General features: G+C 38.2%; 19 protein-coding genes. 5 read left to right on the top strand and 14 right to left on the bottom strand.

Going from position 1 to position 22245, the window contains the following annotated elements; genetic code table 11:
* Positions 1-52 precede the first annotated feature (52 nt).
* The 5 genes from rpsA to AC07UV_RS14480 all read right to left on the bottom strand — a co-directional run bounded on the left by rpsA (position 53) and on the right by AC07UV_RS14480 (position 5725).
* Positions 53-1984 carry a 30S ribosomal protein S1 gene (gene rpsA, locus AC07UV_RS14500; RefSeq protein WP_282252866.1) on the bottom strand — a complete coding sequence of 644 codons (1932 nt, stop codon included), beginning with the start codon at positions 1982-1984 and terminating at the stop codon, positions 53-55.
* A 235-nt stretch (positions 1985-2219) separates the two neighbouring features.
* Positions 2220-3188, bottom strand: coding sequence for a YihY/virulence factor BrkB family protein (locus AC07UV_RS14495; RefSeq protein ID WP_223580568.1), 969 nt, complete (start codon positions 3186-3188; stop codon positions 2220-2222).
* 1 nt (position 3189) lies between these two features.
* Positions 3190-3597 (bottom strand): acyl-CoA thioesterase, encoded by a 408-nt coding sequence (locus AC07UV_RS14490; RefSeq protein WP_223580566.1) that lies wholly within the window; start codon positions 3595-3597, stop codon positions 3190-3192.
* Positions 3597-4637: an endolytic transglycosylase MltG gene (gene mltG / locus AC07UV_RS14485; protein WP_495184266.1), complete on the bottom strand. Its 1041-nt coding sequence runs from the start codon at positions 4635-4637 to the stop codon at positions 3597-3599. Before mltG ends, AC07UV_RS14490 begins: the two co-directional genes overlap by 1 nt.
* Positions 4638-4723: 86 nt before the next feature.
* Positions 4724-5725 carry a PASTA domain-containing protein gene (locus AC07UV_RS14480; RefSeq protein ID WP_495184265.1) on the bottom strand — a complete coding sequence of 334 codons (1002 nt, stop codon included), beginning with the start codon at positions 5723-5725 and terminating at the stop codon, positions 4724-4726.
* Positions 5726-5841: 116 nt separating this feature from the next.
* Between AC07UV_RS14480 and AC07UV_RS14475 the strand changes: the two genes are divergently transcribed.
* Complete coding sequence (locus AC07UV_RS14475) at positions 5842-6852, top strand: D-alanine--D-alanine ligase (protein WP_495184264.1); 1011 nt, start codon at positions 5842-5844, stop codon at positions 6850-6852.
* A gap of 54 nt (positions 6853-6906) precedes the next feature.
* Here AC07UV_RS14475 and AC07UV_RS14470 read toward each other — a convergent pair whose 3' ends face one another.
* From AC07UV_RS14470 to AC07UV_RS14460, 3 genes are all read right to left on the bottom strand, one after another.
* Positions 6907-8151 carry a serine hydrolase gene (locus AC07UV_RS14470; RefSeq protein ID WP_495184263.1) on the bottom strand — a complete coding sequence of 415 codons (1245 nt, stop codon included), beginning with the start codon at positions 8149-8151 and terminating at the stop codon, positions 6907-6909.
* Positions 8152-8159: 8 nt separating this feature from the next.
* Positions 8160-8654, bottom strand: coding sequence for a dihydrofolate reductase (locus tag AC07UV_RS14465; protein WP_282252873.1), 495 nt, complete (start codon positions 8652-8654; stop codon positions 8160-8162).
* A gap of 71 nt (positions 8655-8725) precedes the next feature.
* The gene (locus AC07UV_RS14460) at positions 8726-9547 is read right to left on the bottom strand and encodes a thymidylate synthase (protein WP_120259609.1); all 822 of its coding nucleotides are present in this window, start codon (positions 9545-9547) and stop codon (positions 8726-8728) included.
* Positions 9548-9906: 359 nt separating this feature from the next.
* Between AC07UV_RS14460 and mtaB the strand changes: the two genes are divergently transcribed.
* Positions 9907-11229, top strand: a complete 1323-nt coding sequence (mtaB, locus tag AC07UV_RS14455) for a tRNA (N(6)-L-threonylcarbamoyladenosine(37)-C(2))-methylthiotransferase MtaB (protein WP_495184262.1) — start codon at positions 9907-9909, stop codon at positions 11227-11229.
* A 163-nt stretch (positions 11230-11392) separates the two neighbouring features.
* Here mtaB and AC07UV_RS14450 read toward each other — a convergent pair whose 3' ends face one another.
* A complete protein-coding gene (locus AC07UV_RS14450; protein WP_495184261.1) occupies positions 11393-12289 on the bottom strand; it encodes an EamA family transporter in 897 nt (298 codons plus the stop codon).
* A 201-nt stretch (positions 12290-12490) separates the two neighbouring features.
* Here AC07UV_RS14450 and AC07UV_RS14445 point away from each other — a divergent pair, with 201 nt between their 5' ends.
* From AC07UV_RS14445 to AC07UV_RS14435, 3 genes are all read left to right on the top strand, one after another.
* Positions 12491-13156: a C40 family peptidase gene (locus tag AC07UV_RS14445; RefSeq protein WP_282252882.1), complete on the top strand. Its 666-nt coding sequence runs from the start codon at positions 12491-12493 to the stop codon at positions 13154-13156.
* Positions 13157-13331: 175 nt separating this feature from the next.
* Positions 13332-13751 carry a hypothetical protein gene (locus tag AC07UV_RS14440; protein ID WP_077438663.1) on the top strand — a complete coding sequence of 140 codons (420 nt, stop codon included), beginning with the start codon at positions 13332-13334 and terminating at the stop codon, positions 13749-13751.
* A 585-nt stretch (positions 13752-14336) separates the two neighbouring features.
* Positions 14337-15896, top strand: coding sequence for a calcineurin-like phosphoesterase C-terminal domain-containing protein (locus tag AC07UV_RS14435; protein ID WP_495184260.1), 1560 nt, complete (start codon positions 14337-14339; stop codon positions 15894-15896).
* Positions 15897-16339: 443 nt separating this feature from the next.
* Here the strand turns inward: AC07UV_RS14435 and AC07UV_RS14430 are convergent, their stop codons facing one another.
* The 5 genes from AC07UV_RS14430 to AC07UV_RS14410 all read right to left on the bottom strand — a co-directional run bounded on the left by AC07UV_RS14430 (position 16340) and on the right by AC07UV_RS14410 (position 21670).
* Positions 16340-17653, bottom strand: coding sequence for a mechanosensitive ion channel family protein (locus AC07UV_RS14430; RefSeq protein WP_495184259.1), 1314 nt, complete (start codon positions 17651-17653; stop codon positions 16340-16342).
* A 44-nt stretch (positions 17654-17697) separates the two neighbouring features.
* Positions 17698-19062 carry a nucleoside permease gene (locus AC07UV_RS14425; protein WP_282252887.1) on the bottom strand — a complete coding sequence of 455 codons (1365 nt, stop codon included), beginning with the start codon at positions 19060-19062 and terminating at the stop codon, positions 17698-17700.
* Between the two features lie 45 nt (positions 19063-19107).
* Positions 19108-19734 carry a bifunctional nuclease family protein gene (locus tag AC07UV_RS14420; RefSeq protein WP_495184258.1) on the bottom strand — a complete coding sequence of 209 codons (627 nt, stop codon included), beginning with the start codon at positions 19732-19734 and terminating at the stop codon, positions 19108-19110.
* Positions 19735-19936: 202 nt separating this feature from the next.
* Complete coding sequence (locus AC07UV_RS14415) at positions 19937-20911, bottom strand: electron transfer flavoprotein subunit alpha/FixB family protein (RefSeq protein WP_282252890.1); 975 nt, start codon at positions 20909-20911, stop codon at positions 19937-19939.
* A 21-nt stretch (positions 20912-20932) separates the two neighbouring features.
* The gene (locus AC07UV_RS14410; protein ID WP_282252891.1) at positions 20933-21670 is read right to left on the bottom strand and encodes an electron transfer flavoprotein subunit beta/FixA family protein; all 738 of its coding nucleotides are present in this window, start codon (positions 21668-21670) and stop codon (positions 20933-20935) included.
* Between the last annotated feature and the right edge of the window lie 575 nt (positions 21671-22245).

Here is a 22245-nt window from a genome sequence, read left to right as displayed (position 1 = left end):
CAAAGAGGCTGTTCTTTTGGAACAGCCTCTTTTTATGGATTGAAAATGCTAATTACTTAGCGTTTTTGTCATTTTCCATTTGCTCTTTCAATTGAGCTAACACGTCTAAGTCGCCTAAAGTAGATTTTTCAACAGAATCTTTTACTTTTTTAACAGCTGAAGATTCAGCTTTAGCGTCTTTTTTACGGTTGCTAGACTCTTCTTTGCGAGCTTCTTCTTTCTCTTCTTCCCAGATACGAGAGTGAGAAATTACCAAACGCTTGTTCTCTTTGTTGAACTCGATGATTTTGAATGAAGTTACTTCATCAACTTTCAATGAAGAACCGTCTTCTTTAACAGAGTGTTTAGAAGGACAGAAACCTTCAACACCGTATTGTAGAGCAACGATATCACCTTTGTCACCAACTTTGATCACAGTACCTTCGTGGATAGAACCTTCAGTGAAGATTGTCTCGAAAGTATCCCAAGGATTTTCTTCCAATTGTTTGTGACCTAAAGATAACTTACGGTTTTCTTCATCTAATTCTAATACAACTACGTCTAATGTCTCACCAACTTTAGTGAATTCGTTAGGGTGGTTGATTTTTTTAGACCAAGATAAATCAGAGATGTGGATCAAACCGTCGATACCTTCTTCTAGCTCAACAAACACACCGAAGTTAGTCATGTTTTTAACAACAGCTGTTTGTTTAGAACCTACTGGGTAACGCTCAGTGATGTTTTTCCAAGGATCTGGAGTCAATTGTTTGATACCTAAACTCATTTTACGCTCATCACGATCTAAAGTTAAGATTTGAGCTTCGATCTCGTCACCAACTTTTAAGAACTCTTGTGGAGAACGTAAGTTTTGAGACCAAGACATTTCAGAAACGTGGATCAAGCCTTCAACACCTGGGATGATTTCTAAGAAAGCACCGTAATCAGCAACTGTTACGATTTTACCTTTAACTTTAGAACCAACTTCTAATGCTGTATTTAAAGATTCCCAAGGGTGCTCAGATAATTGTTTCAAGCCTAAAGCGATACGTTTTTTCTCATCATCAAAGTCTAATACAACAACGTTGATTGTTTGATCTAAAGATAAAACTTCTTTTGGATGCTCGATACGACCCCAAGAGATATCTGTGATATGCAACAAACCGTCAACACCACCTAAGTCGATGAATACACCGAAGTCAGTGATATTTTTAACAGTTCCTTCTAATACTTGACCTTTTTCTAATTTAGCAACGATCTCAGATTTTTGGTTTTCTAAGTCGTTCTCAATTAATACTTTGTGTGATACGACAACGTTTTTGAATTCGTGGTTGATTTTAACAACTTTGAATTCCATTGTTTTACCTACGTAAATATCGTAGTCACGGATAGGTTTGATATCAATTTGAGATCCAGGTAAGAAAGCTTCAACACCTTTGATGTCAACGATAAGACCACCTTTAGTACGGCTCTTAACGAAACCAGTAATGATTGCATCATTTTCCAATGCCTCATTGATAGCTTCCCAAGATTTTTGAGTTTTAGCACGTTTGCGAGAAAGTACTAATTGACCGTTAGCATCTTCTTGAGATTCAACGAATACGTCAACTTTGTCACCAATTTTTAATTCTGGTAAGTCACGGAATTCGGATAAAGAAACTAAACCGTCAGATTTGAAACCAACATTTAAGACAACGTCTTTATTGTTGATAGAAACGACAGTACCTTCAATAATTTCACCTTGGTTAACTTGGTTGAAAGTATCTGCGTATTGTGCTTCAAGTTTAGCGCGTTCAGCTTCGCTATAATTTCCGAAACCTTTATCATTTGCATCCCAGTCAAATTCACCTTCTGGTGTGATCCAAGTGTTTGATTTGATTTCGTCGATTAAGTTTGAATCAGCTTCTGATTCAATTTTTTCAGTGTCTTTCACTACTTTAGTGTCAGCACCTTGTAGCTCTGCGTTTTTCGCTGCTAATTCTTTTTCTGCTTCTTGTTTTTTTGCCATTAATTAATTTTCTCCTTTTTCCTACGTTGTAGGAGTTGCAAAGGTACAAAAAAACTTTTAATGCAAAATTTTATTTTTCTTATTTTATTGAAAGACTTTCAGTTATCCCCTAGTTATAGGTTTCTGTCGAACAACTGGGTCTGAATGGGCTCAGGACATGATCTTTCATTGGGCAGAATAGGAGGGGTTTAGGCCTTACAGCATTCTTTTTGACTGTTCGTTGTGTCTTGTAGTGCTATTCGTTATCTTTTTTAAATGAGTTGAAGATCCGCGGCTTGGCAATCACAATAGTTTGCTTGGACAATGCTATTGCGGCATTTAACTCATAGCCCAATAATAATATCAGAGTATTGAGGTAGATCCAGAGCATAATGACGATTAACGTTCCGATCGAACCATATAATTTATTATATGCACCAAAATGATTAATATAGAATGTGAAAATCGAGAAAGTCAAAATCGCTAATATAGTGGCCATGGAGGCCCCAGGGCTAAACAGCTTCCACTTGTTCGATGTAGATGGGCCAAACTTATAGATACAGCTCACCGTAAAGAAATAAATCGCGAAAATAATAATCCATCGTGCGAGTTTTAACAAAGTCGCCCACATACTGGATTTAATACCTGTAGTTTCTTTTAGATAATCAATCGTAACACCAGCAATGGTAAATACAGTCATCCCGACGGTGAGAGCAAAAATAATCAGAAAGGCTAATGTTAGCGCAATGAGCCTTTTTCTTATCCAAGGTCTTTTCTCGGTCATTAAGGAAGCTTTATTGAAAGCATTCATTAATGAGGCCATGCCATTGGTCGCAAAATATGCTGCAAAAAGAAAACCGAAGGAAAGGAGACCGCCATTCTGGTTTTTAATAATATCCTCGAGGGTGGTTTCAACTACAAGGAATGCATTTTTAGGAATGACAACCGCTAAAAAATCCAGTAATTGTTCCTGAAAGTTGTTGATTGGGATATACGGAATTAATGTAAATAGAAAGATGATGCCAGGAAATATGGCCAACAAAAAACTATATGATAATGAAGAGGCCTTACTGACGATTGAATCTCTGGCGAGCTCCTGGAAGAAAAACACCGCTACAGTATAAAGGGGAAGTGAACCAAATCCTGGTAACACAACCCGTTTGCTCCATTCGATTAATCTAAAATAAGGTTCAAAATTTAATAGCCATTGGTGGAATTTCCCCATATCAATTAAAATATTTACTCATCTTATCCTGAAAGATCTGTGGCGGCATACAAGGTTTGTTCTTTTCCATATTGACAAATACCAATGTTGTCTCTCCTTGATTGAGTAACTCGCCACTTTCGTTAAAAAGCTCATATTCAAAAATAATACGGACCGCAGGTTTCTTACGAATCGTTACCCGGATCGTTATCAGATCATCATACTTGCCCGGTTTGAGATATTTTGTTTTCAACTCCGTGACAGGGAGCATAACGCCCATTTCTTCCAGCTCTTTATAAGATATCCCTGTACTTCTCAGCATTTCAGTTCTCGCTATTTCGTAAAAAGCAGCGTAATTACCATAATAGACATAACCCATTTGGTCTGTTTCTGCGTAGCGGACACGAATCTGATGGTCAAATACAAACATTATTTCTTGATATTTCTGGCATCTAACGCTTGTTGGAATTTTCGCGCATTTACCAGGTGTTCTACTTCTGTTTTTGCAAAATTATGGTAACCTGAGAAATCATCCTTTGCACACATATAGATATAATCATGTTGCTTAAAATTCAGAACTGCATCAATAGCAGCGATACTCGGGATAGAAATAGGCCCCGGGGGCAAGCCTCTATAGATGTAGGTATTGTAAGGGTTGTCCATTCTTAAATGTTTATTTAAGACCCTTCTGATCGTAAAATCATTGTTAGCAAAGATTACCGTTGGATCGGCTTGTAAGAGCATGCCTTTTTTAAGACGATTTAAATATAAGCCAGCGATCATGGGCATTTCGTCTTGGTGCAAAGCCTCTCCTTTAACGATAGACGCCAATGTACTAACTTGTTGTGGAGTTAGGTTAAGTGCTTTTGCCTTAGCAATGCGATCTGTATTCCAGAATTTTTTCCACTCATCATCAAAACGAGCAATAACCTTTTCTGGACTCGTATTCCAGTAAATTTCGTACGTATTTGGAATGAAAATTGAAATCAGGTTCTCTTTGGTAAATCCAAACTTTTGCGCTGTAGTTTCATCATTCAATACTGCAATAAATTGTGCTGAATCAGCCTCAAAGCTTTTGCCCAATAATGCAGCCATATTTTCTTTTAGCCTTACATTGGCAAATCTAAATTTCACAGGTTCCTGATAACCGCCCATCAAATTGCCTATCAATCGTCGATTGTTCATTCCGGGAGTTAATAAATAACGACCTGGTTTTACACTTTGTTCGTATTTTTTATATTGAGCAGCACGCTCGAATGAAGCGATATCATCTAAAAGACTAGAGTCTTGAATCGATTTGAGGACATCTTCATACTTTGCACCCTCATGGATGTAAAGGTATTTTTTCTCTCCCGAAACGTTTGAGGCAAAGAAAGCCTTATAAAATGTCCATGCAAAATACCCCCCGACAAGGATGACGATTAATGCAACAATTTTTAACCAACTTGGTATTCCTTTTTTATTTTCCATCAGAATTACTTTTTTATATCTGTGATAAAACCTTCACGGACATAGAACACAGATGATTCATGGCTTATGAAGGTTTCATGATCGCTTTAGAAGCCTAGACTATTTGCTTTATTTTCCTTTTTTTGCCCTGCTGCAGGCGCTGTATTTGAAGACTTGGCGGGAGGGGTGTTTGTTGTCGTTTTTGTCGTAGTAGCAGGCTTCGTTGCAACGGGCTTCACGGCAGGTGGATTCGACTGAGTCGGAGTTACCTGTGGTTTGGGTACAGTTGTAGACCCCGGTGTACCTGTTGTCGGTGAAGGCGCTGTCAACGAAAGTGTCACGTCTATTTTGGCGCCTAAGCTCGTTAATCCCTTTTCTACCCCTGGAGATTGCACACTGATCACCGCTGTTGTTGTGTCGGTTACGTTGGGGTCGTAGGTTACTGTCCCCAAGCCAAGTCCGGCGCCAGAAAGGGCAAATTTAGCTTCGTTCAATGGGAGTCCGATCAGATTAGGAATTTCAACTTCATTCGCCCCAAGACCATTGCCGAGGACAAGATCTATCCGTGAACCTTTTGGAATCATTCGGCCATTTCGAATGGACTGACCCGCAAATTGGGCATCCAGAACAATATCTCTAGCAATATCAGCAACATAAGAAGTGTCACCTATTTTAAGATTATGATTTTTCAAGATAGCTGTTGCTTCAATCAAAGTCTTATCTTTAATATTTGGAAAGGAGACTTCTGGAGCCACTTGGGTGATAATGGTCAGATAAATTGTTCGACCAGATTTCACGTGAAATCCTTGCTCGGGATCCTGTTCGATCACCAGACCCGGTTTGGCATCCATCTGATAAACAGAGTCAATTTGATATTCTAATCCAGCATCTTCCAGGGCTTGGATGGCTGCGTTGATATGGAGTCCCTTTATTTTCGGAACTGCGATAGATTCATCATGTTTAGTATATATTTTCAGCCCCACATATACCGCAAGAAATAGGCAGACTATCGCAATGAATGCGGCAATGAGATTTTTTCTGAACGTGGGTGTCTGAAGATATTGTACGACTTTGGACATTACTGTATTTGATAAAAATGAATTCTGCATAGAACCGCAATATTGAAGCCAATTTTGCAGAATGGTTAAATAAAATTATTCCTCACAAAATTATTCGTTTTTCCGTGTATAGCAAATTATATTTGCTATTCGAATCGCTAAAATTTATGAAAGCAAAAATAGCATTAATAACTGGAGGTTATACAGGGGAGGCCGAAGTTTCTTTTAAAAGTTCTGCCTTTGTCAATTCTCAACTCGATCATGACAAATACGATGTGTACCTGATTACCATATCAAAAGACGCATGGTTTTATACAGATAAAGATGGTCGGCAGTATCCGGTTCTGCGCGAAAGCTTTACCTTACCATTAAATGGAGAGACAATAAGTTTTGACTTAGCCTTTATTATGGTTCATGGTGTACCTGGAGAGGATGGAAGGCTACAGAGCTACTTTGATTTGCTGGATATTCCTTATACTTCATGCGATGCATTGACGTCAGCTTTGACGATGAACAAGGGTTACACAAAGGCAATATTAAGTGATATTCCTGAATTGCATCTGGCCAAATCTGTTTTATTGTTTGAATCGCAACGAGCGGAAGCAATAAGCACTGTAGAAAGTAACCTTTCTCTTCCATATTTTGTGAAGCCTAACGCTGGCGGAAGTAGTATCGGAATGACAAAGGTGAAAGAATCAGCTCAACTGCAGGAAGCTATTGACAAAGCATTCGATGCCGAGAATACGGGGAAGCAAGTGATCGTTGAGGAATTTGTGACTGGACGTGAGTTTTCCGAAGGAATTTTCCGTAATGCGAAAGGCGAATTGGTGGTGTTGCCTGCAACAGAGGTTCGTACGACACGTGAATTTTTTGATTTTGAAGCGAAATATATCCCTGGCTTGACCGAAGAAATTACACCGGCAGACCTGACGACAGAGCAGCAAGAACGTGCTGCCCGTATTCTGAGGGAAATTTATGTTAGGTTAAATTGTAAAGGCATGGTGCGTGTGGACTTCTTCCTGGAAAACGGTACAGATAAGTTTTACTTTATCGAGATCAATACAATTCCTGGGCAGACAGCACAGAGTTTTATCCCGCAGCAGGTGCGCGCCTTTGGCATGAAAGAAGGTGAGTTCTATTGTGAATTGATCGAAAGCGCTTTATTATCCGCTAAATAAAATAGATCAATTCTCACACAAAGGGGGCTTCCAATTTTTTGAAAGCCCCCTTTGTTATTTTCTGAAATCAAACTTGGATAAATCGGGTTTGATTTTCTTTGTTCTTTTTAATTCCTCCTGATAGATAAGCTGTCCGATGTTTTTCAAAAAGGGATAGGTGACCGTCTCGTATTCATAAATACCGTCATTGTAAATGCCGTTTTCATTAGACTGGACAACGACGGCAAGGAGAAACTCTACGCCATGTTCAAAATCCACGATATAGGCATTATCAATATTATAGCCATAGGAGTCACCATACTTATTGAAAATACGGATATTAGGGTTTAGCTTTGCATTTTTTTCGCGTCCATAGAAAAGTAATTTGCTATATGTTGGCCAAAATTCTGTCGTATCATATTTTGGGAAATCCGATTCAAATGGATAACGTGACATATAATCATAGAGTAGTGTATAATCCTCTTTTTGTAAATTAAACCTGTCTTTGCTTTTGAATGCTTCTGGAAAAAGTAATTTCTTCAAGATCAGCTGTTGATCCGCTAGCGCATAAACGTTTAGCCCTTCAAAACTCCATGGTTCGTGGATGAGTTCATCTTTATCATTCATGTAACCCTTTCCTTGAAGCGTATTGGCTAACTTGATATCATAGTCTTTGGGGTCAAATTGTGCTTGTTGCTGATAGATAATATGGTCACCACTATAGAAGGTGAAAGGATTGGTATGCTTCGCCCAGATTCCTTTGTCACCTATAGCAAGGCGGTTGACAATTCGGCTGTATTTGGTGCCACATTTTTTGAGTTTTGCATTTAGCTCAGCACGGCCAATAAATTCGAACAGCCTGTTTTGGGCATCATTGTCACTGGTCAATAATATTTTTTTTACATACTGAGCAATTGACGGAAGACCATTAACCGCAGATTCATCCACGGATACTTTAGTTTGTTTTTCAAAAGCAGAGTCAATGCGTAGGGGTGTATCTTTTGTAAGGCCCTTAATATGTAGTTCATTGATTTTTTCCAGAGCCAAAATCGCAGTCGGCAGTTTTACGGTGCTTGCTGGATAGAAATACCAATTGGGATTCAGTCGATAACTATAAGACCTGAAGTGTGGGATATTGGATTTATCACGATCAATTTGGGTGTACAAAATCTGCACTTCATTCCTCATCGGATGATTTAATATTTGTTGGAATAGATCAGGGCGACTCTGAAGTAATTTTTCCAAGTATACGGTATCTATCTTTTGAGCATAAGTCTTGGACATCAGCATAATGAAAACAAGAGATAAATATTTTAACATTCCAATAGTTATTTTCTTGTATACACTTCAAAGGTGTAGTCGAATGCATGCTTATCATCTGCCTGATGTGATTCTGAAGAAATCAGTTCCCATTCTTCCGATGATAGCTCAGGAAAAAACGCATCTCCCTGAATCGTTGTGTGTACACGTGTCAAAAGGATCTTGTTTGCCAATAGTAAAGCCTGTTGATAGATGTTTGCTCCACCGATGATAAATACCTCACGTTCGTCACGGCAATATAAAAGAGCCTCTTGGATACTGTTGGCAACATCAATATCCTCTCCTTGAAAATTAGCATTACGCGTGATGACGATATTTCTTCGATCCGGCAATGCCTTGCCTATGGCCTCAAAGGTTTTTCTACCCATCAGGACAGAGTGCTCAATGGTACTTCTTTTAAAATATTTAAAATCATTTGGTAAATGCCAAGGCATCTGGTTATTGATGCCGATCGCATTGTTTTCCGAGGCAGCTACGATTAATGTGATCGTTGGGTTACTCATTTTTGTGTCGTGTAGATTAGTCGTGTTGTGTAAAGTGATGTTGTGTAAAAGAGGGCTTCTTAACGGTTTTCCTAAACTGCAACTGGCGCCTTGATATGAGCATGTGATTCATAATTCAGCAATTCGAAATCTTCGAATTTGAAATCAAAAATATCTTTCACCTCTGGGTTTATCTTCATTTGTGGCAATGGCTTTGGATCACGGCTCAACTGTAGTTCCGTTTGTTCAAAGTGATTGCTATAGATATGTGCATCGCCCAATGTATGGATAAATTCAGCAGCTTCCATATCACAGACTTGTGCCACCATCATCGTCAAAAGGGCATAAGAAGCAATATTGAAAGGCACACCTAAAAATATGTCGGCGCTACGTTGATAAAGCTGACAGGACAATTGAGGCTTCATAATTCCCTTCTCAGGCTGTGCTGGTGCTACATAAAATTGAAAGAAAGCATGACAAGGAGGTAAGGCCATGTTTTCGATTTCAGCAACATTCCATGCCGATACAATAATGCGACGGGAATCCGGTGAATTTTTCAGCTGGTTGATAACCTGTGTGATCTGATCGATATGACGACCATCGGGTGTCGGCCAAGAGCGCCATTGTGAACCATAGACTGGACCTAGGTTCCCCTGTTCGTCAGCCCATTCGTCCCAGATACTGACCCCATTCTCTTTTAAATACTGAATATTGGTTTCACCTTTCAAAAACCAGATCAATTCATGAAGAATCGATCGCAAGTGCAATTTCTTTGTTGTTACTAGCGGGAATCCTTCCTGAAGGTTGAAACGCATCTGATATCCAAAGACACTTTTGGTACCTGTCCCGGTACGATCCGTTTTTACAACACCATTCGTATATACGTGTCTGAGTAAATCTAAATATTGTTTCATTTGTAAGTTTTATTTATTTAAATGCTTAATATCTGAGGTCTGTATCTGCATGTCCTACTGCTTACTATTATGGGTGTGTGATTTTAACTGGAGCCGCCGGATTTATGCTGTTCGGCTACAATTTCGCTTGCTAGAAGCATCTAGCTTAGATTAAAATTTACACGCCCTTCTATATCCAAATTGCATTAAAACCATAACCAGTGGATGCTGTATCTGTCTTTAGCTATAAAATTTAAATCTTCTAGCGCATCCAACCTTTCAAGATAGTCAAAACTAAGGAAAATCCTTATAACGAGAAAGTCAAAACTTAAAATGATAAGAGGGGTTACTGAAAAAAAAATGTAATTTTGCAAAATATTATGGAGAATAAAAAAGTAGCTTTTTATACACTTGGATGTAAACTGAATTATTCGGAGACATCATCCATAGGACGTTTATTTAAGGATGCGGGCTATGATACCACAGCGTTCAATAGCCGTGCGGACGTCTATGTAATCAATACATGTTCTGTAACGGACAATGCTGACAAGAAGTGTAGAAAAGTGGTCAAAGAAGCTTTAAAGCACTCTCCGAATGCCTATATTACCATTGTTGGTTGTTATGCCCAACTAAAACCTAGGGAAATCGCCGAGATTCCTGGTGTAGATATGGTATTGGGAGCTGCTGAGAAATTTAATATCATTGAACATATCAATGACTTGACCAAACAAGAAAAAACAATTGTTTATAACGGCCCGATTGATGAAACCAATCAATTTGTGTCAGCATATTCCATCGGCGACCGTACACGTACCTTTTTAAAAGTACAGGATGGATGTGACTATTCATGTACTTTCTGTACAATCCCTTTGGCACGTGGTGGAAGCCGCTCAGGAAAGATTGAAGAGATTGTCAAGCAAGCGGAAGAAATCGCTGCTTCAGGTGTAAAAGAAATTGTACTGACAGGGGTTAATATTGGTGATTTTGGTATTCGGGACGGGAAACGTGAAGACCGCTTCCTGGATTTGGTAAAAGCACTGGATGAGGTTGATGGTATTGATAGAATACGTATATCTTCAATTGAACCTAACTTATTATCCAATGACATCATCGAATTTGTTGCACAATCTAAACGATTTGTTCCACATTTTCACATGCCATTACAGTCAGGAAGCAACAAGATTTTGGGGCTGATGCGCCGAAGATATAAACGGGAGTTGTATACAGAACGTGTGGAATTTATCAAATCATTAATGCCGAATTGTTGTATAGGTGTTGACGTGATTGTTGGATTTCCTGGAGAAACACGTGAGGACTTTATAGATACCTATAATTTTCTGAACGATATGGATATTTCCTATTTGCACGTTTTTACTTATTCGGAACGTGAAAATACGATTGCAGCCCAAATGGAAGGAGCTGTACCGGGGGCACAACGTAGTGATAGAAGTAAGATGTTACATATTCTTTCAGAGAAGAAACGTCGCGCTTTTTATGAATCACAACTTGGAGCTCAGGGAGATGTCCTTTTCGAAGCAGATGAAAAAGATGGTTATATGCATGGTTTCTCCAAAAATTATGTTAAGGCGAGGACTTTGTATGATCCGTTATTGGTGAACGAGGTTGTACCAGTCAAATTTATGGAAGTAACAGATACTTGTGAAGTAGAAGTCGAGGAGGTTCCTGAAACATTAGCACATTAATTTTTTAAGAATTATACATTAACAAAAAGGGCAATCTTATAGAAGATTGCCCCTTTTTGTTAATGAAAAGCTCCATTCCAAGATCTTTCGATCATGGGTGATTTTCTATTCAATATGATGGTATAGCATGTCAGAGATCATGTTTTGAAATGTACGTTTTTGATTAGTGTGTACTGCTTTTTGCTGCATTTAACCAGATCACTGTCCCTAAAATCAAAAGAACACCGATCCATTGTACAAACGAAACAGATTCATGTAATATAAAATAAGACATACAGGTAGCTACCGGTAATTCTGCAGAACTTAATATTCCACCTAAAGAGAAGCCTGTTTTTGGTAAACCATAAGCGAATAGCAATGGTGGAATGACGGTGCCAAATAAAGATAGGATCAGTCCAAAATGCATAAAATTAGCATCAAATTGACCATTAAATAAATAGTTCGGTGGAAATAACGTGAAAATCAAAATACAGGAACCAGTTACCATGATTGCACTTTTTTGTATTGGATGGTAATCATTGCCCACACGGCCATTCACGATCATAAAAACCGAATAAGCGGTAGCGGCCAAGAACCCAAAAAATAGACCAGTTAAGTTGAGATCCTCTAATCCTTTCTCAATGAGCCCTGTTGCCAATAATGTTGCAATCAATACGATACCAATACCGATCAAGTTGTTTTTTGATGGTTTTGTTTTGAAAAAGATAAATTCAATGACCACGCCGATCCATATATACTGCATCAGTAGGACAATAGCAAGAGATGCCGGCACCAGCTGTACACATTTATAGTATAAGACACTCACGAGCCCTGTTGATGTACCACTGATCAATATTTTGACCCAAGATGATTTTTTAGTTGAAGATTGAAAGGATTTTCCAGAAAATAGTTTGATCACGATAAAGATAAGCCAAAGCATAAGCATGCCAAATAATACCTGAATCCCTGTTACCTCTCCTAAAGTAAGCCCCTGACCATATGCTTTTTTTACAAACGTTGATAGTATCCCAAAACTACTCGCACCTAAAAAGACGGCTAATGCACCTTTTAATTTTTCCATTCTCAAATAAACTAGGCGGCAAAGTTACGATTTCTGGACAATTCTTTTTCCGATCCTACGTTCTTGGTAGGGAAAAAGAATAGATCCGCAGCTATTGAGGATAGTTGAACTAAAAGCTTCAATGAAGATCAATCAATCCTAATTACTCAGTGCATGGAAATAATCCTTTATGAGGAATAGCTTATAAATAAAATAAGAAGAATGAATAAATTGTTTGTTATGAAGGGGGTAAATAGGTTGTATATCAGGGGCAATTTATTTAAGTTTGTCTTACAGGAAAGTAAATCGAACATAATGATTGCTAAATCTTATTTTATCTTCTTTTTAAGCGCACTACTATTCTTGAGCAGTTGTTCAACGAAAAAAAAAGTACTTACCTCTGGTTCCCGTTCCTCCAGTGGTTCGGTGTTGACAGATGCAAGTTCAGCGCGGGGAAAAACCTTTTCTGGATCTCGTCTTGATAATTATGCCTCATTACTGAATGTAAATACGAAGAAGCTAAACCCACAGCTCTATTCATTTATCGACGACTGGATGGGAATACCGCATCGAATGGGGGGACAGACCAAAAAGGGAGTGGATTGTTCGGGTTTTGTTAATCTGTTATATATCGAAGTCTACAAAGGTAATCTTCCGCGGACATCACGAGATATGGAAGGAGTTGTGAAAAGAAAGAAGCCTGAGAAATTGGAAGAAGGTGATTTGGTGTTTTTTTCTTTCGGTAAAAATGGAATTGACCATGTGGGTGTATACTTACACAACAATAAATTTGTTCATGTCTCAACACGCAAAGGGGTTATTATATCAGATCTGACGGATAGCTGGTACGCCAAAACTTTCGTTGATGCAGGTTCTCCAAAGATCTAACAAGGTGAAATCCATGTAGGTTTTATGTCATATCTTGATATAAACTTTTATACCCTATATAAATCCTTATTTTTGTCAAAATTTTATAGAAATGACAATAAAGAGTAAGAAGATTTTTTTAGGCCTTTGTATTATTGTGCCATTTTTAATGTATTGTGTTTATTATTATAGCAATATGATTAAAAACGCACCATTCCGTTTTGCTGATTTTGAATCAATTGAATTCAAATATGGCGAACCGAATCATATGGTCAATGAATATAATTCAAAAACGCGTATCTATAAATATTTGGACAAACAAGATTCTTTAATTACGGATACTGTAAAGTTCACAAAAGATGATCTATTATATTTGCATCGCAAAGCAATGGAATTAGGGTTTTGGAATTTGGATACAGATATGACAGGTCCAGAATGGAAAAAGGACTCCATAAATTCTAAAGTACCTCGTTTTTATCTGGAATATAATTACAAAGATAAATCGAAACGTGTGACTTTGGATGCAGACTTTGCGGGTAACCCGCGGATGCATGATGCCGCCAAATCGATGATAGACGAAGTAAATCGTATGTTGGCGACTGCCCAAGCAAGATAATAACAATAAGTATATTTGTTGAGAGAAGGAGAGATCAAGCATTTGGTTTCTCCTTCTTTTTTTAGCTCTTTTTCCGTTTTAATGGGGAGCTTATTCGATTCCGCTTTGTCTTGATTGAGTTAACCCATTAACCTACCGTCACTAATTGAAAGATCAGATTGATGAACGAATTCGGAGGTACAACAAAAACGGTGTTTTTAGAGGAAATGGACTTGGAGATTCTTATAATAATTAAATGAGATCCTTTATCGATAAACCAAATTGTTCAAATAATTTCGTGCCATTATAATCCTAAAATTTGAATGCAATGATGTTGGAAAACCTTATATCAAGTGGAGGGCAAATTCATAATAAACAGTAAACTAACAGGGATTTGATACGGACCTTATTCGGACTTCACTCGGACCTCATTCGGATAAACACGTATAAAGCCCGATTTAAATCCCTACTATATAATAACTAATTAAGTATTATTTGTTAAGTTGCTCACTCTTTGATAGGGGTTTATATTTACGAATCCTTTATATTCAATTGATATTGTCTTAATGCTAATAAGGTACTTTAGCGGCAAAAATAACGTTCGATATGAAAACATTTATGGCATTGGCGATTTCTTTAGCGCTGACCCAGACAGTACAAGCACAAGAATTTGCAAAGGGAAAAGTTTTTCTAGATGTAAACAGAAACGGAAAATTAGATAAGAATGAGAAAGGGATAGCATCGGTTTCGGTCAGCAACGGTCGCGAAGTTGTTGCTACAGATAAAGATGGTAACTATCAATTACCAGTTGGAAATGATAATATCATTTTTGTCGTCAAACCTTCGGGATATGCAGTACCCGTAGATGAAAATAACCATCCAAAATTCTATTATATACACAAAGTCAATGGTAGCCCAACATCAAAATATCCGGGTGTTACTGCAACGGGTAAAATCCCGACCAACGTGAGCTTCGCTTTATATCAAGAAGAAGAGCAAGCTAATTTTTCCGCCTTTGTCTTTGGTGACCCACAAGCATATACTGAGGAAGAATTGGGATTTTTTAAGGATGGCATCATTAATGAAATCCCAGACAAATCTGTCGCGAAATTCGGAATCAGTCTAGGAGATTTGGTGGGTGATGATTTGTCTCTTCAGCCAAAATACAAGTCGGTAATTTCTACGATGGGACTACCTTGGTATAATGTCATGGGAAATCACGATATGAATTATGATGCCAAAATCGACAGCCTTTCTGATGAGTCTTTTGAGCGTACTTTTGGCCCTAATAATTACTCTTTTAACTATGGGAATGCACACTTTATTGTATTGGACAATATTATCTATCCCAATCCACGTACCGGAAAAGGATATTTAGGTGGTTTTCGGCAAGATCAATTGGATTTTGTTGAGAATGACCTAAAGCAAGTAGCTAAAGACAAATTGATTGTCCTTTCGTTCCATATCCCATTATATCATGAAAACTCTAATGTGTTTCGCAATGAAGACAGACAGCGTCTTTTTGATATTTTAGCTCCCTTTAAGCACACTCTCTCGCTGTCGGCACATACACATTTTCAACGTCAATATTTTTATGGACAGAAAGATGGCTGGAAACAGGAACATGCGCATCACGAATATAATGTCGGAACCACATCAGGAGATTGGTATTCAGGTGAACTAAATGACAAAGGAATTCCGGTCTCTACCATGCGGGACGGTACGCCAAAGGGTTATGCCGTTTTGAAAATTGAAGGTAATCAATACAGTTTCGATTACAAAGTGGTAGGCAAGCCAGCAAGCTATCAGATCGATATTTATGGCGCTTCTATAGTACCAGAAAAGTATACGAAAAGATACCCGATTTACGCAAACTTCTTCATTGGTAGGGAAGGTGATAAAGTGGCTTATAGAATTAATCAAGGAGATTGGAAAGAGATGGAATATGTTAATGAGAGTGATCCCGCTTTCTTAAAGTCGCTAGCGAAATACGATACCGCCGAAAAACTGATGACAACTCGCCGCCCTTCCAATCCAGAAAAATCCAGCCATCTGTGGGTAACGAATTTGCCGAAACTTAAAACGGGAAAATATCAGATCGAAATTAGGGCAATAGATATGTTCAACAGAGAACATTTCGCGACGAAAAGTATTGAGGTAGAATAATTGAGTATTTACTATTTCAGGAAAAGGCAATCTTCGGATTGCCTTTTCTTTTGAAACACAGCAGTATCCCTATTGCGATAGGGGTAAGGAATTAATCGGAGAACAATGCTAACAGATTTGATTCACAATCTTATGGGATTGGTTCAGTTGACGAGCCAACATTTATTTTAAGCTCATTGAAGTATAATTTATTGATAAAAGACGCGAATTAAATGATTTAAATAACTATTTGTCGAATTGTTTTAAGTTTAAAGTTAGCTTAAGATGGACTTAACATAGCAGTCCTATATTTGTGTAGAGTAATTTTTGATTCATAAAGAGTTAGGGTTAATGTGTAGATCTGTTGTGAAACACGTCTAAAAATTTAGTTTGTTTTTAAAGTGAAAAGGTAATCTCCCCGGATTACCTTTCACTGTTTTTATGGATTACACTTGTTATTGGCACTAATTCAATATACTGATTTTTTGTGCTCTTATAAATTGTCTAAAATCATCCGAAGCAGGATTTTCAAATATTTCGAGGTCAAAATATTTTGTAGCGGCAAACAGATGGTCAAAAACATCGGATACAATGCCTTCATAATATTCCCAGCGTATATCATTGACAAAAAAGTAAAGTTCGATTGGTACCCCATGTTCGGTCGACGCCAACTGCCGTACCATTAAGGGCATGGTTTTATGGATATGGGGATTCTCACGGAGGTAGGTAAGTGCATAGGCACGAAACATACCCAGATTGGTCATTTTCCTGCCGTTAATTGGATTGGAAGGATCAATCTGATGAATGCTGTTAAATTCATCTATTGTTCTCGCACGGTCTTCGATATAGGGGCGGAGAATCTGTATATTCTTTAGTCCTTCGATCTCTTCATTATCTAAAAACCGGATCGTGGAAATTTTAATATTTATAGCTCTTTTTAGGCGCCTTCCTCCAGATTGCTGCATGCCCCTATAATTCTTAAAGGAATCCGATAATAAGGTATGTGTTGGGATTGTTGTGATGGTCTTGTCGAAGTTTTGCACTTTAACATTATTGAGATTGATTTCCTTTACGGTTCCGTCGGCTCCGTATTTAGGCATTTCTATCCAGTCGCCTACACGTATTGAATCATTGGCTGAGACCTGTATACTGGCGACAAAACCTAGGATGGTATCTTTGAAGACCAGCATCAGGATCGCTGAGGCAGCACCTAGTGATAAAAGAAATGACCATGGAGAACTGCCTGTTAAGATCGAAAAACAGATGGTACCACCAATAAAGAGCATGATGATCTGGCAGACTTGTAAATAGCTTTCTAATGGTTTGTCCGCAAAGGATTTTTTTGTTCTTAATATATCCCGAATACTTTTTAATAAGGAATGTACGATAAGCAAACTGACAACCGTAGTGGCAATCGCCAACAATTTGTTGATGTTTTCTTTCCAGTTTGGGAAACCCATGAAAATAACGGGTATGATATATTGTGCGACCAATATGGGGACAAAATGGGCAATCAGTTTTAACGTTTTATTCCGAATCAATAAGTCATCAAATCTGTTGGTGCTTTTTCGGATCGCTTTGATCGTTAATAATAAGAGTGTTTTTTTGCTGAAATAATCAACAATGATCAAAAATAAGACAACCAACAACAATAAAATAATTGAGTTGATAAAATGGTTGGTTTGGTTATCCAAACCAAGATTTTTAATCCATTGAAAAGTCCAGTTATAAATTTGGGATTGAGAATCCTTCAACAATTCTGTTGCTGTGTTTTGCATCCTGCAAATATACAAAAAGCCGCATTTGCGGCTTTTTGTTATTTTTAATTTTGCGATTCACGCTCATGTTTATGTCTAAAGAATACTGCGAAGAGAACTGCTATAATCAGCGTGTAGATGGCAAAGGCAAGCCAGATATCATGCCAATCCTTGAGCATGAGACTATTGTTCAGCGTCCCGTCAGGTAATAAAGAGATACTTTTTTCCTTCAGAAAATTAAGGAAATGCGTATCATTGATATTGGTATCCAGATATTGGGCAAGATCTTGTCCATTTTGAAAGCTTTTGGTGAAATAATGGTCGATAATCCACCCTGAAGCGAAACTGCCAAATACAGCACCAAAGCCATTTGTCATCATCATAAATAAACCTTGGGCAGAACTACGAATTCTAGAAGTCGTAGATGTTTCTACAAATAAAGAACCCGAAATATTGAAGAAGTCAAATGCCATTCCATAGACGATACAAGAAAGTACAATCATCCATAAGCCACCTGCCGGATCCCCGAACGAGAATAGTCCAAAACGTAATACCCAAGCAAACATAGATATCAACATGACTTTCTTAATACCAAATCTTTTTAGGAAAAATGGGATTGCCAGAATAAAAAGTGTCTCTGATATCTGCGAAATCGACATGATGATCGTTGAGTATTTCACAACAAAAGATTCCGCAAACTTCGGGTAGAATTTAAATTCGTCCAGAAATACATCTCCATAGGCATTAGTTAATTGCAATGCAGCGCCTAAGAACATGGAAAATATAAAGAAGAGAGCCATCTTATAGTTTCCAAATAATTTAAAAGCTTCTAATCCTAATAGTTGTGTCCAAGACGCATTTTCCTGTTGTAATTTTTTGGGAGGACATTTTGGTAATGTAAAGGCATATAAGCTCAAGGCTAAGGCCGCTGTTCCGGCAATATAAAATTGATATGCTGTAGCTTTATTGCCTGTTAGATTTGTAATCCACATCGCTACAATAAATCCGATGGTACCGAAAACTCGGATAGGGGGAAATGCTTTGACCAGATCGTAGTTGTTTTCATTCAACGCTGTGTAAGCGATTGAGTTGGACAGGGCCAATGTAGGCATGTAGAAACACATTGCTGCGAGCATCGCATAAAAAAAGGTGTTAGGGTCATTTACCTGCGGTAGATAAAAAAGAACAGCAGCATAACATAAATGAAGAATAAAATATAGTCTTTCAGCATTTATCCAGCGGTCTGCAATGATCCCCATTAGTGTTGGCATAAATAGCGAAGCTATTCCCATTGTCGCGAAGATAGCACCGAATTGTGTGCCATCCCATTGCTTTGTGCCAAACCAATAGTTCGCTATTGTAATCAACCATGCTCCCCAGACAAAAAACTGAAAGAAGCTCATAATGGTCAATCTTAATTTAATAGACATAAAACGATATTATTTAGAGTTTTTGTTTCGCTTTAGAGAGAGGTGTTATTTTCTTTTGGAAATTTCATCCCTAATCAACGCTGCTTGCTCGTAATTCTCTTCCGTTAATGCTTGGTTGAGTGCTTGCTCCAATTGTTCGTCTGTCAACGAAGAAAAAGGGTTGTTAGGGGATTGGGAAGGAGTCTTTTCTTCGACCTCAACCATATTGGGATCCTGTACTTTGTTGGCTTTGTCCAGGTTTTCCAAAAATGCGAATTCATGTCCCTCAATAATGATTCCCGCAGATGACATGATAAATTCGTAGGCGTAAATTGGTGCTTCAAATCGTACGGCTAGCGCAACGGCATCGGAGGTTCGTGCATCAATTTCAACCATTTTGTTGCCGTCAGAACAAATAATCTTCGCATAAAAAATACCCTCAATCAGGTTATAGATGAGTACCTCAACGAGTTTAATACCAAAAGATTCCGCGAAAGATTGAAATAGGTCATGCGTAAGGGGGCGGCTTGGAATCATTTTTTCTATCCGAATAGCAATAGCTTGAGCTTCATGGCTACCAATAATGATGGGCAATCTTCTGTTGCCCTCCACTTCTCCCAATACTAGGGCATAAGCCCCAGACTGTGTTTGACTATAGGATAAACCAACGATATCTAATCTGATTTTCTTCATTTTAATTCCAAAGCGGTCTACAAACTTAGATAAATTTGCTTTTATATGCAATTATAATTACGTTCTGTATGAAACAAATTTATCGATTTCTCCTTAGCAATTAAGACCTTTTTGAATGAGGAGGATGCAATTATTTAAAGGCAAAACGAAAACTCCCCATTCATTTTTTTAATGAATGGGGAGGAAATATGGTATAAAAAGCTTAGCTACCTTTGTAAGCTTTTAATGCTTGTGTCAATTTGGGTACAATATCAAAGGCATCACCAACGATACCATAATCAGCAACTTTGAAGAACGGTGCTTCGGGATCCTTGTTGATGACAACAATAGTTTTCGATGAGCTGACTCCAGCCAAGTGTTGAATGGCTCCTGAGATACCAATTGCGATGTAGAGATTAGGACTCACAACAATACCCGTTTGGCCAACGTGTTCCGAATGGGGACGCCATCCTGCATCAGAAACAGGTTTTGAACATGCTGTAGCGGCACCAAGGACATCTGCTAACTCTTCGATCATTCCCCAGTTTTCAGGGCCCTTTAGTCCACGGCCTGCGGAGACAACGATTTCTGCCTCAGGCAATGAAACTTTATCTGTCGCGCGTACAATCTCCTTAACAATTGTAGAGAAGTCTGCTTGGGCAACATTTGCCGTAAATGATTCAACCACTGCAGTGCCTCCGGTTTCCTTGGTTTCATAGGCATTGGGGCTAAGGGAAATGACTTTGGTTGCTGCGGTCAATTCTACTGTGGCAAATGCTTTATTTGAAAATGCGGTCTTTTTAACAATTAATTTTTCGCCTTCGATAGTTGGTAGGGATAGCGCGCCATCCGCAAGAGCTGCATGGAGTTTCGCAGCAATCCGGGGAGCAAGACCTTTACCCGAGAATGAATTGGAAAGTACAAGCAGGTTAGCTCCTATGCTCTTGACAGCCTCAGCGATAATGCTTGCATAGGCCTGATTGACGAAAGAGGAGAGTTGTTCATTATTGACGGTGAGTACTTTGGAAGCACCATAGCTGCCCAGAGCAGCAAGTTCATCCTGTGCAACATTACCAATAGAAATGGCAACAAGATCAGTGTTTGTATTATCAGCGATGGCTTTCGCATAAGAAACTACTTCAAAAGCAGACTTTTTGAATTTTCCATCGGTATTTTCTACATATACTAGTATTGACATAGTTTTTTCGGAATTTAATGATTAAATAACTTTGGCCTCATCATGTAATAGAGAAACCAGTTTCTCAACTTCTGCAGCATCAACGAGTTTTACAGTACCGCGTGGAGCTGGAGTCTCATAATTAACAATGTGGGAAAGTGTATCAACTGCGGATGGTTCCAGCACATCCAATGGTTTGGTACGTGCACTCATAATACCACGCATATTGGGTATCTTAGGCTCGGCTACTCCTTCAGCTGTGCCAATAACAATGGGAAGTTTGGCGGTTACAACTTCTTTTCCGCCTTCTATTTCACGTTCAATACTGACGGTATCAGCAGCTATATCGACCTTTTTGGCAATTGACACGGATGGTATATTCAGCAATTCGGCAACAATTGCACCGACCTGAGCACCATTATAATCGATGGATTCTCGTCCGGTTAAAATCAGATCAAAAGCATTGTCCTTTGCGTAATTTGCGATTTGATTGGCCACAAACCAGGCATCTCTGGGAATAGCATTAATACGGACGGCATTGTCTGCGCCTATAGCCAATGCTTTGCGAATGGTCGCATCGGTGGATGCATCTCCAACATTGATGACAGTCACTGTTCCTTTTCCTCCTTCAGCCAATTCAACTGCCTTGGAAAGAGCAATCTCATCATAAGGGTTTATAATAAACTGCACCCCAGCTGTATTAAAGGCCGTGTTGTCATTTGTAAAAGTGATCTTCGATGTAGTGTCAGGGACATTACTTATACAAACTAATATTTTCATATACGATTGGTTTTACCCAAACTTACTATATTTTCTCTCAAATAAAAAGCCCCGAACCGCTTAAAATTTTGTCTCATGGCTCACTTGTGCCGTTGTGATATTTTTAATTTGTACTACTTGAATCTTGTTATTTTTGCTGTATTTATAATTTTTTGAGTTATTTTGTTTGTGTTTGTTAAATTTTGATTGATTAAATATTCTTTTTTTTAATGAGGATCATAAGTCAGTATAGTGTCATTTTATATGCTAGCATAGTATTTTTACTTCAACGAATTGCTCAGACTCTCCCATTTAATGTTCAATTGCTTGGAGCAAACTAGCAACATAACTTTGTTATTTGTTTGATGAGGTTAAAAAGTTAGTCGTTTTTATAATCACTTTCAGCACGGTACTATACGGTACTATTATTATTGTGTATGAAGCGACCATGATTTAGATTTCATTGCTGAGATATAGAAGAAATTTAGAAGATTAAATTGAGTACGCTTCACTTGATTAATCCAAGCGCAGTGTGTTGATTTATGGCATAGCAGCTACCTGGTAATTAAAAATAATTGTTTACAGATAAACGCAAT

The sequence above is a fragment of the Sphingobacterium sp. GW821-FHT03E03 genome (assembly GCF_059420745.1).
Note: the sequence above shows the minus strand (reverse complement) of the source record. Positions and strands in the feature narration are given on the sequence as shown.